Here is a 15,415-nt window from a genome sequence, read left to right on the forward strand (position 1 = left end):
CTCTGCATCAAAGCGATGCGGCGACCCGCGTAACGATCTCGAGGCGTCGCGCCAGCGAATCCGCGGACCGCTGACGGACCGATTCCACCACGGCCGGCGGCGCGGTCTCCGGACTGCCGGCGTCGAACGGCGGAGCGGGTGCGTATTCGAGTTGCAGTTGAACCGCCTGCGCTTGCTGCTCACCGACCAACTCACTCGCCAGCGTCAGCGCGAAATCGATTCCCGCTGTCACGCCGCCACCGGTGACCAGATTGCCGTCACGAACAACGCGATCGCGCACGGGAATCGCGCCCAGGGGCGCGAGCAATTCGTGAAACGCCCAATGCGTCGTGGCCTTGCGTCCACGCAACAGGCCGGCTGCGCCCAATACAAGCGCGCCGGTGCAGACGGAGGTGACGAAACGCGCCTGGCTCGCCTGCCGCCGGATGAAGTCGAGGGTTTCCGGATCTTCCATCAGATCGCCGACACCGGCGCCACCTGGCACGCAGATTACATCGAGCGGCGGGCAGTCGTTGAACGTGGTGTCCGGTACGAGCGTCAGTCCGCTGCTGGACTTCAACGGCGCAAGGTCTTTCCAGAGAAGATGAACGGTCGTATCGGGCAGCGAAGAAAAGACGTCATGCGGTCCGGTCAGGTCGAGTTGCTGCACGCGTGGGAAGACGAGCAAGCCAATGTGAAGCGTCATTGCAGTACCTCGTTGTTTGAATGTCGTGGCCTGCTCCACGTTCGGCAGGCAATCTGGGGATAGACAGAAGAACTGTACGCAAGTACTGTCTGGCGGGAATGCCATATCCCCAACATTTTCCGCCAGGCTGCCATGCGTAAAGCGCTTCGATCGATCAACATCCTCGCCTTTCCGGACGTGCAACTCCTCGACGTTTCGGGGCCACTGCAAGTGTTCGCCTCCGCGAACGAACTCGCGCGCGGGCGCGGTCTCGCTCCGTGCTACGAGCCGCGCGTGATCGCGGCTCAGGCGGGCACGGTCGTGTCTTCGGCCGGCTTGGGACTCGTCGCCCATGCGTTGCCGTCAGCGCGCACACCGTCGGACACGTTCATCGTCGCAGGCGGAAGAGGGGTTCACGCAGCATCGTGCGATGCCGTGCTGACCCGCTGGGTGCGCCAGCACGCGGCGGTATCGCGGCGGGTTGCCTCCGTGTGCACGGGCGCTTTTCTACTCGCGGCGGCCGGGCTGCTGGACGAACGTCGTGTCGTGACTCACTGGGCGCACTGCAATGAACTCGTGCAGCAATATCCGGCGTTGCGTGTGGAACCGGATCGGATTTTCATTCAGGACGGCACTGTGTGGACGTCGGCGGGTGTCACGGCGGGGATCGATCTGGCGCTCGCGCTCGTTGAAGAAGATCTCGGCCGTTCAATGGCACTCGACGTCGCTCGAGAACTGGTGGTCTTTCTCAAACGGCCAGGCGGGCAGTCGCAGTTCAGCACGGCCTTGTCGCTGCAACAGGACGACGACCAATTCGGCGAGCTTCACGCATGGATCGTGGAACATCTGACCGTCGATCTTTCGGTCGCCGTGTTGGCCGACCGTGTCGGCATGAGCGAACGCAGCTTCATGCGCCACTACCGCGCGAGGACCGGGAAAACGCCGGCGCGCGCCATCGAACAGATTCGTACCGAGGCCGCGTTAGGTTTGCTCGTCGATACGTCGTTGCCGATCAAGCGCATTGCGGCGCGATGCGGATTCGGCAGTGAGGAGACCCTGCGGCGCAGTTTGATGCGGACGATCGCGGTAACGCCACAGGCGTATCGCGAACGTTTTTCGTCGAGAAATAGCGACTTGGCGAGGTCGTAGCGCTATCGGGCAACGCTCGGATTCGATCGCGCCTGAGGCTGTAATGTGGTGTCGATTCGCGTTCGCGGAAGCCGCGTCGCCATTGCAATATCGCACGCGCAGGCGACTCGGCCTCTGCCGCCAATCTCAGCCGTCCGAGAGCAGCTTGCCGGCTTTGGCCCATGCGTCGCGCGGCACTTCGGTGATCACCACCTCCACGCTTTCCGGCGGACAGACCAGCGTGTCGACCGTCACCCGCGTGACTTCACGAACGAAGGCGCGCTTTTGTTCCAGCGTGCGGCCGGGATGCATTTCCAGATGCAGAACGGGCATGACAGTTTCTCCGTAAGCGGCATTCCGAATGGGATGCCAGTGCACGCAGTGTCATCGACATTGGCACGCGGATAAACGTGCGATGATTTGAGTCATTCCACACCCCCAGGTTCTTAATCATGGATAAGCTGGCCGGCATGACGATGTTCGTGCGAGTCGTGGAAAGCGGTAGCTTTACCGCGGCGGCGACGCTCAGCGACGTTTCGCCGACCATGGTGGCAAAACATATCCGCACGATCGAGCAGCGTCTCGGCGCACGTCTGCTACATCGCACGACACGCAGGCAGCAATTGACTGAAGTAGGCCACCTGTACTACGAGCGCTGCAAAAGCGCGCTGGCCGAAGTGGAGTTGGCCGAGGCGAGCGCATCGGAATTACAGACCAGCCCGCGCGGCCAGGTAAGACTCGTGGCGCCGATTACGTTTGGTACCCAGAGCATGGTGCCGGTGTTGACCGATTATCTGGCCCGTCATCCTGAAGTGAGCGTGGAGTTGACGCTGGACAATCGTGCCCACGCTTTGATCGACGAGGGCTACGAACTGGGTATCCAGATCGGTGAGATCGACGACACCGGGCTAGTCGCGCGTCCGTTGCGGCCTTATCGACGCATACTCGCCGCCGCGCCTGACTATCTGCGCGAACACGGACAACCCGATCATCCGCAGCAGTTGAATGCGCATGCCTGTCTGGGTTTGTCGTACTGGAGCCGGCACGATCGCTGGCATCTGGTCGGACCCGCTGGCGAATCGTGCGACGTGCTGGTGAAAGGTCGTTTTACGTCGAATCACGGCGGCGCGTTGCGCGTGGCCGCTTTGCGCGGCGCGGGTATCGTGCTTCAACCGGAGGTGCTATTAGCCGACGATATCGCTGCCGGCCGCCTGGTGCCGGTACTACCGTCCTGGTCGTACCGACCCACGCCGATGCATCTGATCTACGCGCAGGATCGCCGGCCCACCGCGAAGCTGCGCAGCGTGATTGATTTCTTGCTGGAGCGCTTCGGTCTTTAGGATTGGAGCGGTTCGTCACTTATCGAAAGCCCGGCGCTTTACATCCGTAGCACATCGCCTCTGAATGAGCGTGCTTCAATGATCGCTCACATAGCACCTTCAGAGGCTATCAAATGGCGACGTCAATCTCAGGCACGCCCCTGCGTGCTGCAGCACCGATAACGATAACGATTCATCCGGATCAGATTGTTGATGGTGGCAACAATGCGAACAGAGGTCGAGAAGACCGGCAAGCTCTTCCGGCAATCTATCGCCATCTTCACCAGCAAAATGAACCTTGCTCGCCGATTCAGGCAAATCGCCTGGGATACGCGGGCAATGGCGCGGCGGCCAATGTATCGCGAGGTCTCGGCGCGTTAGGACAGATGGGCGGCTCCCACAGCGTGCAAACCGGCGCAGCGCCTTTGCTGCGGATCGTCAAGGCTCGCTCGAACGATTTCGTGCGCGGCGCGTGCGACTTGCTGGGTACTGGCAATCTCGGCGGTAACGAACTGCTGGGTTTGGCATCGAAAGCACTGTCGGATGGCGCGACTGAGTTGGGCATCATGCCGGCAGTTCAGAGCCTGTCCAACAACGTGAAGGACCTGATTGCGGACCCGAAGAGTGAGCAGGCCAAATGGGACGTGGGCAATGCGGCGGCGCATCTTGCTGGCGGCCTCGCTGCCACAGCTGCATCGTTTGTCTTTCCTCCCGCCGCGCTGGCGCCGCTGCTTCTGCCGAATTTTTCTGAAATCCATCATGCCGAGGATCTCCGGCACGAAGTGAACCGGTTGCGTGCGCAAGGGCGCAATACGGAGGCCGATGCGATGCACATCATTTATCAGGAGGCTGCGCTAAACGCGACACCGATCATTAACTGGTTCGGCTCGATCTATAAGTCGGCCATGCAACCCGCCATCGAGACATTCGAGCTATCGCAAGGCAACAAGCCGGATGCTCCGCCAGCGGGTGGCATACCGCACGGCTTGGCCGATAACGCGGGAGACGTTGCCAACCACTACTACGCGAGCGCTTTGTCCGAGCGTGCACAGAGTTTTGCGAGCAACGCGAGGTCACACCTGAAGGAGCTGAGTCAAAAGTCAGGCGCGGACACGGTAACGATTCTGTCGCGTGCGCCGCAAGTATTCGCGTGGCCATCGACGGGGCAGCCGATGCGGACGTTCGACAAAGCGATCGCGATCACCTATTCGAAGCGATCCGATTCGGTCTCGGCCCAGTTTCTCTCTCCAGAGAAGCACGGACAATTCCATGTTCCGATAATGGACGGCGTGACATCGGACCACCGGATGAAGAACCTTATCGTGGTGGGCAACATGCTGGATCCGGACAAAACGAACGTTAAGTTCGATCTCTCAATGTATCAGGATGGCAAGGTCGGCAACCTCGCTATTGCCGATCCCCGGCATTGCGCGGCTTAACGTATAGCCGCTGCGACGCGGCGAAGAGGTACGCGATGAGGCGGACCTCTTCGATGGAATCTGCTGTCGTTTATCCCTTGAACTCCACCGAAACAAAAATTTTCCTGCATGGCTCAAGTACTTCCCACGTCCCTTTGAATCCGGCCGGAATCAGAAAGCGATCGCCCGCCCGCACGGTCTTGCTCGTCCCATCGGCGTCGCGAATGACGGACACGCCTTCGAGAATTTCACAGTACTCGCTCTCGGTGAAGTTCACGCTCCATTGTCCACATGCGCCTTCCCACACGCCTGCCGCGAGTTGACCGCAAGGGCTGGTGAAATGCGTATGAACGGTCTGTGACGGATTGCCTGCTAGTACAGCCTCGGCCTTCGGCATGTACTCGATGCTTTCTTTCGCCGGCAGCGCGAAGTCTACGATGTTCGAAATGCTCATGATGTCCCAGTTAAAACCCGAAAAACTGCAAGCTCAAAAAAAGCGTGGCACACGCACCCACTGCGCGCGCCACGCCGGAAAGACTCGTCTGAAACCCCGTCATCCAGCTAACTGCCACTCAACGCGCGTCGCTTAACTGCCCGATTTCAACTGCGCCCAAAGCCGGTTTTCGAGCCGCATGATCGGCGCCGGTTGCGGCCGCATCAACGTCATCTTGTTCAGCACGTCTGCGGGCGGATAGACGTTCGCATCCTGTTCGATGGTGGGCGTCACGAATTGCCGCGCGGCCCGATTCGCGGTCGGATAGAACACTTCGTTGGTAATGGCGGCGCTGACCTTCGGATCTTCGATGTAGTTCATCCATTTCATTGCCGCTTCCGGATGTGGCGCATCTTTCGGAATGACCATCACATCCATCCACACCAGACCCGCGTCCTTGATATTCGAGAACCGGACTTCGTAAGAACGCTTGGCCTCCGACGCGCGACGCCGGGCGATCCCCACATCGCCTGAAAAGCCGAACGCGACGCAGATATCGTTGTTCGCAAGATCGTTGATGTATCCGGACGAATTGAACTGCGTGATGTACGGACGGATCTTCTTCAGTACTTCGTACGCGGCCTGGTAGTCGCCAGGATTGGTGCTGTTCGGGTCTTTATGCATGTACTGAAGCACGGCGGGGAAAACATCCGACGCCGAATCGAGGAAAGAGACGCCGCAACTTTTTACTTTCGACAGATTCGCCGCATCGAACAGCAGCGACCAGCTATCCACCGGCGCTTCGCCACCCAGCGCTTTCTTCACGGCTTGCACGTTATAGCCGATGCCGTCCGTGCCCCACGCCCAGGGCACGCCGTATTGATTGCCGGGGTCCGCATCGGCGATCAGTTTCATGAGGCCGGGATCGAGATTGGCGAGATTCGGCATCTTCGATTTGTCGATCTTCTGATAGACGCCGGCTTCGATCTGCCGCGCCATGTAGCTCGATGTCGGCACCACGATGTCATAGCCCGAACTGCCTGCGAGCAGTTTGGCCTGCAAGGTGTCGTCGCTGTCGTAACTGTCGTACTTCACATTGATGCCGGATTGCTTTTCGAAATTGGCGATCGTGTCTTTCGCTATGTAGTCCGACCAGTTGTAGACGTTCAGCGACGTGTCCGCGGCGCACGCGGCGTTCATCGCGGTCAGAGTGGTCAGCGAGCACAGCAGCGTGCCGGTGAGCGAAAGCAGCGTGTTATGACGGGTCTTCATTCTGCAATCTCCTTGGATTCGATCTTCGGTTTTTTGCCGAAACGACGAGGCGCGACGCCGCCTGCCGCAGCGCAAGCGCACAGCAAAGCAAAAAGGGAGGCGGATAGGCGAACGCTGGCAGCCGTTTCGCGCGGGCAAGCGAACTTGCACAGCACGACCAGGCAAACGCATTACAAACGATCAGCCGCTAGCTAAACGAGCGGTCTACCGCATGCAACGCAGGCTCGCGAAAAGAGAGGGGGGCTAAGGCAGAAGCGACGCGATTTCGTCGGTACGAACGGGAATAGCGGAGGGGGCTGCGATGACGTTATGCCGCCGCACGGAGCGACGCGACAGGACGGTATCGATGGACAGGGGGCGGGATGGCGAAGCGCAGCTGCTCCCCTGATGAGCGATCGGACAGCCGGACAGGAATGTTCTTTCCCGACCAGGCTGGTATCTCACCAATGGACCACGGACTTTCACGATTGAACCCGAAGCGACGTTGAGTAGAAGTTCTCGTTGACGTGAACAACGACGTTGCGAAAACCACCGGACTGCCGCCTTAGGATAGCCGAGCCATTATTTTCGTCAAAGGACTTTCTGACATGAGGTCGTCATGGTCGCGGGCGTGCATGCCAATGCGAGCGCGACATGCACTCGCATCGAATGAACTAGACGTGATGCGTTATTGACTGTTGTTCATCGGTGCTTGCTGCGTCGGATTCGCCATCGGTGCATCGGAACCCGTTTGCGATGTGCCACCCGCCGGACTGCCGTAGCCTGTTGCGTTCTGCGCTGCAACGCGTGCTTCGGCTGCCTGAATATCGGCGGGATAGGTGGCGTCGGTAGCAACGGCCGGGTTGTAGCCGGCGTCTTCGAGTTGCTTCAACTGAGCCTTGACCTGTGCACGCGTGAGCGGCTGCTGGTCGGATTGCGCGAGCGCCACCACTGGCGCAGCCAGCACGACCACCAGCGCAACAGCTTTGATTAGCGATTTCATGATGCTTCACTCCGGAATTGTTTTATCCGGCACCGCAGCAATTTACGGCGCCCATTGAAGGAGTCTAGGAAGCCCACGGTCCTGGGGAAACACCTGGTCAGTTAATTCAGTATTGCCGCAAACAATAAGTCGGCGCGCTGTAAGCCACGTCGTAAGATAGGATGAATCGCTTCACACGCCTTCGCGTACGTCGACTCGATAAGTCGTGACTTGCCGGTACGTGTCGCCGGCTCGCACGATTCCCCGTTCCTGCGCGGCCATATTGACCTGGTTCGGAAAACCGCCCGCTTCGAGACACAAGCCGGCATGCGCCTGGTAGGTGATACCGCCGCGCCCTTTCTCGCCATTCAGCCAGTTGCCGGTATAAAACTGTAAGCCGCGTTGATCGGTCGAGACGGTCAATTCGCGTCCACTGCCTGGGTCGTACGCGCAGGCAACTGGGCGCAATGGCGATGTACCGGTGTCGGCAGCATCGTGTAGCACGTAGCAATGATCGAATCCATGCGCCCGTGCCAGTTGCGCATGGGGCCAGTCCAGACGTGCGCCAATCGGTGCGCTTTGCCGGAAATCGAACGCATTGCCCGCGACTTCCGCAAGCTGGCACGGAATCATTGCCGCGTCGACTTCGAAGAAACGCTCGGCGTCGATCGACAACACGTGACCGCGAATATCCGTGCCTGGGCGGCCAGTCAGATTGAAGTAGGGATGGCTCGTCAGATTGAGCGGCGTCGCGGCGTCGGTGATCGCTTCATAGGCAAGGGTCAGTGTGCCGTCGTCGTCGAGCGTGTAGCGCACTTGCGTGGTCACGTTGCCCGGGAAACCGGCGTCGCCTTCGGGCGACTCCAGCCGCATGAGCAGCGCGCCGTTGTCCTCGCTCACGTCCCACAGCGCGCGATGAAAACCCACGGTGCCGCCATGCAACAGGTTCGCGCCTTCGTTGCGGTCGAGTGTGTACTCGATACCGTCGAGCGTGAAGCGCGCATCCGCAATGCGGTTCGCCCAACGGCCGATCAAGCCGCCCATGTAAGTGGTGGCCGTCACGTAGTCGGCGGGCGTGTCATGACCAAGCAGAATATCGCCGAGACGCCCCGCGCGATCCGGCGCATGCCAAGACACCAATGTCGCGCCCAGATCGCTGATGGCGACTTTCATGCCGTGCGCGTTGCGCAGCGTGAAGAGCCGGACGGGATCGCCGCCGCGCAACGTGCCCCACGGCTCGGAAGAAAGGTGTGTGATGCTGATCATGGCGTCGGTCGGAATAAGAGAGTAAAGGCGCGCTCAGTCGGGCATTGGCGTCGACGTTTGCGCCGCATTCGCGCGGTCCTGGTACTCGCGCGGCGTGCAGCCGAGCTCACGCCGAAACACCGCGTACATGTACTGCAGCGACGTGAAGCCGCAGCGGATCGCGACCTCCGCGCTGGACGCGTCGCGTTTGGCCAGCAGTGCTTTCGCGACGTCGAGTTTATGGTGCAGGATTTCCTGGTGCACGGTGCATTGCCGTTCGCGCCGGAAGTACTCTTCGAGCGACGAACGCGACACGCCCACGTAATCGGCCACCTGCTCGGTGCGAATGCCCTGGCACGCGTACTGGCGAATAAAGTGCCGCGCACGCATCACATACGGACTCGCAAGCGGCTGATGTTTGGTCGACTCAAGCACGTTGATACCGACCGGCGGCACGAGAATGCGCCGCCCAGGAAAACGCGCGCCGTGCAGCATCTGATGCAACAAATGGGCGGCGGTGCGGCCCATTTCGTCGGTGCCCTGAATGACCGACGAAAGCGGAATGCGCGTCAGCGTGCGCGTGAGCGGATCGTTGTCGATGCCGATAATCGCCACTTCCTCGGGCACGGCAATACCCGCGATCAGGCAGGCCTGCAGCAGGTGCCGCGCGCGTGCGTCGGTCACGGCAATGATGCCGACCGGCTTCGGCAATTCGCGTAGCCATGCGGTGAGTTGTTCGGTCGCCTGGTTCCATGACGGCGCGCTGGTGGACAGTCCGCGATAGATCTCGCTGTCGATCTGCTCCTCGCTACGACTGTCCGCACGCCGCAGATGCGCGAACGCCAACTCACGCTGTTGCGCCCAGCGGTTTTCCTGCGCTTGCGGCAGGCTGTACAGCGCGAAGTGTTCGAGGCCGGCGCCAATCAGATGTGTATAGGCCAGTGAGACAAGCTTGCTATTGTCCGTGGCGATATAGGGTAAGTCCGGAGGGTAGTGCGCCGGATCTTCGAACGACGACCCCACCGCGACCACCGGCAACGGACAATCGCGCAGTGCTTCTCCTACGGCCGGATCGTCGAAATCCGCGATGATGCCGTCGCCGTCGAAGCGCTCGATCCCCGTGAGCCGGCAGCGAAAATCTTCTTCGAGAAACAGATCCCACGCCACGCGCGTCGACAGCAGGTAATTGCCGATACCGGTAATGATCTCGCGGTCGTAGACCTTGTTCGCGTTGAACAGCAGCGCGATCCGATGGGTCGTCTGTGGTGTTTGCGGACGGGTCATGGCGGTGGGTGGCGTGCGGGTCGTGAATCGGACGCCACGCGCCTTCGTCTCCGGTTTAATGCGGGTTTATACCGCTTCGTTTTTAAGCGTCTGGTTATTCTAGGCCCCGAATCGCAAAGCCGTGCGAATCAAACGCGCGGGCGGTCAGAAACATCAAGCACGCTGTGCAATTTCGCAATTGCCGATGCCTCGTCCAGGCGTCAGCATGGCGTCACCTTGTCGACCGCTACGGCAACGCCGGGCGAGTTGCATTGCAACATAAACAGGAGACGCCGATGTCCTATTTCGAACACATTCCCGAGATCCGTTATGAAGGCCCGCAGTCGGACAACCCGCTTGCGTACCACCATTACGATAGAAGTAAAAAAGTACTCGGCAAAACCCTCGAAGAACATCTGCGTATTGCGGTGTGCTACTGGCATACCTTCGTCTGGCCGGGTACGGACATCTTCGGGCATGGGACGTTCCGGCGCCCGTGGCAGCAAGCCGGTGACGCGATGGAGCGGGCGCAGCAAAAAGCTGACGCCGCCTTCGATTTTTTCTCGAAGCTTGCCACGCCGTACTACACGTTTCACGATACCGACGTTGCGCCCGAAGGTGCAAGCCTGAAGGAATACAGCGAGAACTTCTCGCGTATGGCCGACTATCTGGCGCGCAAGCAGCAAGACACCGGCGTCAAATTGCTGTGGGGCACCGCCAATCTGTTCTCGCATCCGCGTTACGCGGCCGGCGCGGCGACCAGTCCCGATCCGGAAGTGTTCGCGTTTGCCGCGACGCAAGTCCGCCATGCGCTCGACGCAACGCATCGGCTCGGCGGCGAGAACTATGTGTTGTGGGGCGGCCGCGAAGGCTACGACACGCTGCTCAATACCGACCTCGTGCGCGAACGCGATCAGCTTGCGCGCTTCCTGCATATGGTGGTCGACCACAAGCATCAGCTTGGTTTCAAGGGTGCGTTGCTGATCGAACCCAAGCCGCAGGAGCCGACCAAACATCAATACGACTACGACGTCGCAACCGTCCATGGTTTCCTGTTGCAACACGGACTCGAGAAAGAGATTCGCGTGAACATCGAGGCCAATCACGCGACACTCGCCGGCCATTCGTTTCATCACGAGATCGCCACGGCTTACGCGCTCGGTATTTTCGGCAGCGTCGACGCGAATCGCGGCGATCCGCAAAACGGCTGGGATACCGATCAATTCCCAAATAGTGTCGAAGAACTGACGTTGGCCCTTTACGAAATTCTCAAGCACGGCGGGTTCACGACCGGCGGCATGAACTTCGATTCGAAAGTGCGGCGGCAGAGCGTCGATCCGGAAGATCTGTTCTACGGCCATATCGGCGCGATCGACAACCTCGCGATCGCCGTCGAACGGGCGGCGGTGCTGATCGAAAACGATCGTCTCGAACAATTCAAACGTCAGCGCTACGCGGGCTGGGAGGCGGAGTTCGGCCGCAAGATTCTTTCGGGAGATTATTCGCTGTCGACGTTGGCGTCGGACGCGCTAACGCGTGGATTGAATCCGCAGCACGCCAGTGGGCATCAGGAGTTGATGGAAAGTATCGTGAATCAGGCTATTTACTGCGGGCGTTGAGCGCGCTTCGCTACAAACGCATCAGGCAACAGCAGCATCACATAAAAATCGCGCGGCCACGTCGACCGCGTGAAACAGGAAGCTTTGGGTTGTCGCTTGTCCGGTCTTGCGGCTCGCAGCGCAGACCGTCCAATCCGGTATTCCGACTATCAGAAGATGGAGACAGACATGAAATTCGCAACGCGTCGTACCGTACTGAGTTCGCTCGTGTGTGGAGCGGTACTCGCCAGCCTGTCGCTTGTCGCGCCGCTCGCGCATGCAAGCAAGGACCACCCTGAAATCGGTTTCTGTATTGACGATCTGCGTGTGGAACGCTGGTCGCGCGATCGCGACTATTTCGTCGCCGCCGCGGAAAAACTCGGTGCGAAAGTGTCGGTGCAATCGGCCGATGCGAGCGAGGAGCGGCAGATCTCGCAGATCGAGAACCTGATTTCGCGCGGCGTGGATGTGATCGTGATCGTGCCGTTCAATTCGAAGACGCTCGGCAATGTGGTTGCCGAAGCGAAGAAAGCCGGTATTAAGGTAGTTTCGTACGATCGCCTGATTCTCGACGCCGACGTCGACGCCTACATCTCGTTCGACAACGAAAAAGTCGGCGAATTGCAGGCGCAAGGCGTCTACAACGCACAGCCTAAGGGCAATTACTTCCTGCTCGGCGGCGCGCCGACCGACAACAACGCCAAGATGCTGCGCGAAGGCCAGCTCAAGATTCTGAAGCCGGCCATGGACAAGGGCGACATCAAGATTGTGGGTCAGCAGTGGGTGCCGGAATGGAGCGCCTCCACGGCGCTGCGCATTACGGAGGATGCGTTGACGGCGAACAACAACAAGATCGACGCGATCGTCGCCTCGAACGACGGCACTGCCGGCGGCGCGATCCAGGCGCTCGCCGCGCAGCATCTGGCGGGCAAGGTGCCGGTGTCGGGTCAGGACGCGGACCTCGCCGCGGTGAAGCGCGTGATTGCCGGCACGCAGACCATGACGGTCTACAAGCCGTTGAAGCTGATCGCGAGCGAAGCGGCCAAACTCTCCGTGGCGCTGGCCAGAGGCGAGAAGCCGGCCTTCAACGCGCAATACGACAACGGCAAGAAGAAGGTCGACACGGTGTTGCTGCAGCCTACGTTGCTGACCAAGAGTAACGTCGACGTGGTGATCAAGGACGGTTTCTACACCCAGGCCCAGCTCGCGAGCCAATGAGCGTAACGTGTGCGCGGCGGATGTCGACACGCCCAACGTGTGTCGAAGCCGCCGCGCACCTTGCAGCGAGGCATAGCGAATGACTCAACCCTTGCTGACGATGCGGGGCATCGTCAAGGCATTTTCCGGCGTGAAAGCGCTCGACGGCATCGACCTGACGGTCGCGCCGGGCGAGTGCGTCGGCCTGTGCGGCGAGAACGGCGCGGGCAAATCGACGCTGATGAAAGTGCTGTCCGGCGTCTATCCCTATGGCACATGGGATGGCGACATTACGTGGGAAGGTGAGCCGTTAAAGGCCGCCAGCGTGCGCGACACTGAACGTGCCGGCATCATCATCATTCACCAGGAGTTGATGCTGGTGCCGCAACTCTCCGTGGCGGAGAACATCTTTCTCGGCAATGAAATCACGCTGCCCGGCGGCCGGATGAATTATGCGGCCATGTATCAGCGCGCCGACGAACTCATGCGTGAACTCGGCATTAGCGGCATCAATGCCGCGCAGCCGGTGATGAACTACGGCGGCGGTCATCAACAATTGATCGAGATCGCGAAGGCGTTGAACAAGCGCGCGAAACTGTTGATTCTCGATGAGCCGTCGTCGTCGCTGACTGCGTCGGAGATCCGCATTCTGTTGGACATTGTGCGTGATCTGAAACGACGCGGCGTGGCGTGCGTGTACATCTCGCACAAGCTCGACGAAGTCGCGGCGGTCTGCGACACGATCAGCGTGATTCGCGACGGCCGTCATGTCGCCACCGAGCCGATGCGCTCGCTCACCACCGACCGCATCATTTCGCTGATGGTGGGCCGTGAGATCAAGAACCTGTTTCCGCGCGAGCCGCATCCGATTGGCGACGTGATCTTCGAAGCGCGTAACGTGACCTGCTTCGACGTCACCAATCCACGGCGCAAGCGGGTCAACGACGTGTCGTTCGCGCTGCGGCGCGGCGAGATTCTTGGCGTGGCCGGTCTGGTCGGCGCCGGGCGCACTGAATTGATGGAGGCGGTCTTCGGCGCATACGCTGGTGTGAGCGAAGCAACGGTCGTGCTGGAAGGCAAGCCGCTGAAGATTCGCGCACCCGTGGATGCGATTCGCGCGGGCATCGGCATGGTGCCGGAAGATCGCAAACGGCACGGTATCGTGCCGGGTTTGAGTGTCGGCCACAACATCACGCTCGCGGTGTTGCAACGTTTCGCCAAAGGCGGACGGATCGATTCGGCCGCCGAACTCGACACGATCAACACGGAGATGAAGCGGCTTTCGGTGCGCGCGGCGCATCCGATGTTGTCGATTGCGAGCCTGTCCGGCGGCAATCAGCAGAAGGCCGTGCTCACCCGCATGCTGCTGACCAATCCCAAAGTACTGATTCTCGACGAGCCCACGCGCGGCGTCGACGTCGGCGCGAAATACGAAATCTACAAACTGATTTTTCAACTGGCGCAGCGCGGTATGTCGATCGTGATGGTGTCGTCCGAATTGCCCGAGGTGCTCGGCATCAGCGATCGCGTACTGGTGATCGGCGAGGGTGAACTACGAGGCGATTTCGTCAACGACGGCCTCACCCAGGAGGACATTCTCAGCGCCGCAATCCGTCCCGTGCAGCGATCCCCGAACCCAACCGCAGCGAGTGCCGCATGACGCCCGACGTTACTTCCCAACGCGCCGACGGCGCCGCGTCACGCGGTGCATTCGGCGGTCCGCAGCGCATTCAGCAACTGTTTGCACGCTACAAGATTCTCGCGTTGCTGATTGCAGTGGCCGCGATCTGGATTTTCTTCTCGTTCCTCACGCACGGCGCGTTCGTCACGCCGCGCAATCTGTCGAATCTGCTGCGGCAAATGTCGATTACCGGCATGCTCGCGTGCGGCATGGTGTTCGTGATCATCGCCGGCGAGATCGATCTGTCGGTCGGCTCGCTACTCGGCTTGCTCGGCGGCGTGGCCGCGATACTCGACGTCAACCGTCATTGGCCGATCGGCGTGACCGTGCCCGTGGTGATGCTGCTCGGTGTCCTGGTCGGTATGTTCAATGGATGGTGGTCGACCTATCGCCGCGTGCCATCGTTCATTGTCGGCCTGGGCGGCATGCTCGCGTATCGCGGCATTCTGCTCGGCGTCACGGGTGGTTCGACGATTGCACCGGTCTCCGACGGTTTCGTGTTTCTCGGTCAAGGCTATTTGCCGCGGCTCGTGGGTGACGCGCTCGCCGTCGTGCTATTCGTGCTGCTCGCGTTTCTCACGCTGCGCCAACGGCGCAATCGCGAGCGCTATCAATTGCGGGTGGTGCCGGTGTGGCAGGACGTCGTGAAGGTGGTCGGCGCGGGCGTGATTCTGGCGGGCTTTGTCGCTACGCTCGATCGTTACGGCGGGATTCCAGTACCGGTGCTGTTGCTGCTCGCGCTGCTCGGCATCTTCACGTGGATCGCGACGCAGACCGTGTTCGGACGGCGCATTTACGCAGTTGGTTCGAACCTGGAAGCGACGCGGCTTTCCGGCGTCAATACGAACCGCGTGAAGCTCGCGATCTTCGCGCTGATGGGGCTGATGTGCGCGTTCGGCGGCATCGTCAACACGGCGCGGCTCGCGGCCGGCTCACCCTCAGCGGGCTCGATGGGTGAACTCGATGCGATCGCCGCGTGCTTTATCGGCGGGACGTCGATGCGCGGCGGCTCCGGCACCGTGTACGGCGCATTGATCGGCGCGCTGGTGATGGCGAGCCTCGATAACGGCATGTCGATGCTCGACGTCGACGCGTACTGGCAGATGATCGTGAAGGGCAGCATTCTGGTGCTCGCGGTATGGATCGACGTTGTGTCCGGATCGAACCGGCGGTGACCCTTTCAGGCCCCGCATCTCGCATCTTGCATTCGCAGCAGCTTCGCGTTAACCCTCCGTT

14 protein-coding genes are annotated in these 15,415 nt (G+C 60.5%); 7 read left to right on the forward strand and 7 right to left on the reverse strand.

The window, feature by feature from the left end:
• Positions 1-7 precede the first annotated feature (7 nt).
• Positions 8-685, reverse strand: a complete 678-nt coding sequence (locus GGD40_RS29855) for a DJ-1/PfpI family protein (protein ID WP_179746070.1) — start codon at positions 683-685, stop codon at positions 8-10.
• 132 nt (positions 686-817) lie between these two features.
• Here GGD40_RS29855 and GGD40_RS29860 point away from each other — a divergent pair, with 132 nt between their 5' ends.
• Positions 818-1,813, forward strand: coding sequence for a GlxA family transcriptional regulator (locus GGD40_RS29860; protein ID WP_179746071.1), 996 nt, complete (start codon positions 818-820; stop codon positions 1,811-1,813).
• A 126-nt stretch (positions 1,814-1,939) separates the two neighbouring features.
• On the opposite strand, the gene GGD40_RS29865 is transcribed toward GGD40_RS29860, so the two are convergent.
• Entirely contained in the window at positions 1,940-2,125 is a 186-nt protein-coding gene (locus GGD40_RS29865; RefSeq protein WP_179710810.1) for a 4-oxalocrotonate tautomerase, read from the reverse strand.
• Between the two features lie 119 nt (positions 2,126-2,244).
• Between GGD40_RS29865 and GGD40_RS29870 the strand changes: the two genes are divergently transcribed.
• Together GGD40_RS29870 and GGD40_RS29875 are read left to right on the forward strand one after the other, a co-directional pair.
• Entirely contained in the window at positions 2,245-3,132 is an 888-nt protein-coding gene (locus GGD40_RS29870; RefSeq protein WP_179746072.1) for a LysR family transcriptional regulator, read from the forward strand.
• Positions 3,133-3,245: 113 nt separating this feature from the next.
• Complete coding sequence (locus tag GGD40_RS29875) at positions 3,246-4,550, forward strand: hypothetical protein (protein ID WP_179746073.1); 1,305 nt, start codon at positions 3,246-3,248, stop codon at positions 4,548-4,550.
• 70 nt (positions 4,551-4,620) lie between these two features.
• Here the strand turns inward: GGD40_RS29875 and GGD40_RS29880 are convergent, their stop codons facing one another.
• The 5 genes from GGD40_RS29880 to GGD40_RS29900 form a co-directional block, all read right to left on the reverse strand.
• A complete protein-coding gene (locus GGD40_RS29880) occupies positions 4,621-4,983 on the reverse strand; it encodes a cupin domain-containing protein (RefSeq protein ID WP_179710805.1) in 363 nt (120 codons plus the stop codon).
• A gap of 132 nt (positions 4,984-5,115) precedes the next feature.
• Complete coding sequence (locus GGD40_RS29885) at positions 5,116-6,162, reverse strand: polyamine ABC transporter substrate-binding protein (protein WP_257030736.1); 1,047 nt, start codon at positions 6,160-6,162, stop codon at positions 5,116-5,118.
• 739 nt (positions 6,163-6,901) lie between these two features.
• Entirely contained in the window at positions 6,902-7,216 is a 315-nt protein-coding gene (locus GGD40_RS29890) for a DUF4148 domain-containing protein (RefSeq protein ID WP_179746075.1), read from the reverse strand.
• A gap of 171 nt (positions 7,217-7,387) precedes the next feature.
• Positions 7,388-8,461 (reverse strand): aldose epimerase family protein, encoded by a 1,074-nt coding sequence (locus tag GGD40_RS29895; RefSeq protein ID WP_179746076.1) that lies wholly within the window; start codon positions 8,459-8,461, stop codon positions 7,388-7,390.
• A gap of 33 nt (positions 8,462-8,494) precedes the next feature.
• A complete protein-coding gene (locus tag GGD40_RS29900) occupies positions 8,495-9,724 on the reverse strand; it encodes a XylR family transcriptional regulator (protein WP_179746077.1) in 1,230 nt (409 codons plus the stop codon).
• A 275-nt stretch (positions 9,725-9,999) separates the two neighbouring features.
• Here GGD40_RS29900 and xylA point away from each other — a divergent pair, with 275 nt between their 5' ends.
• From xylA to GGD40_RS29920, 4 genes are all read left to right on the forward strand, one after another.
• Positions 10,000-11,322, forward strand: a complete 1,323-nt coding sequence (gene xylA / locus GGD40_RS29905; RefSeq protein WP_179746078.1) for a xylose isomerase — start codon at positions 10,000-10,002, stop codon at positions 11,320-11,322.
• Between the two features lie 168 nt (positions 11,323-11,490).
• Positions 11,491-12,519, forward strand: coding sequence for a D-xylose ABC transporter substrate-binding protein (xylF, locus tag GGD40_RS29910; RefSeq protein ID WP_179710793.1), 1,029 nt, complete (start codon positions 11,491-11,493; stop codon positions 12,517-12,519).
• Between the two features lie 79 nt (positions 12,520-12,598).
• Positions 12,599-14,158, forward strand: coding sequence for a D-xylose ABC transporter ATP-binding protein (gene xylG, locus GGD40_RS29915; protein ID WP_179746079.1), 1,560 nt, complete (start codon positions 12,599-12,601; stop codon positions 14,156-14,158).
• Positions 14,155-15,354 carry a sugar ABC transporter permease gene (locus GGD40_RS29920; RefSeq protein ID WP_179746080.1) on the forward strand — a complete coding sequence of 400 codons (1,200 nt, stop codon included), beginning with the start codon at positions 14,155-14,157 and terminating at the stop codon, positions 15,352-15,354. The genes xylG and GGD40_RS29920 overlap by 4 nt, the downstream gene beginning before the upstream one ends.
• Positions 15,355-15,415 lie beyond the last annotated feature (61 nt).

Source organism: Paraburkholderia bryophila (genome assembly GCF_013409255.1).
GTDB lineage: Bacteria > Pseudomonadota > Gammaproteobacteria > Burkholderiales > Burkholderiaceae > Paraburkholderia.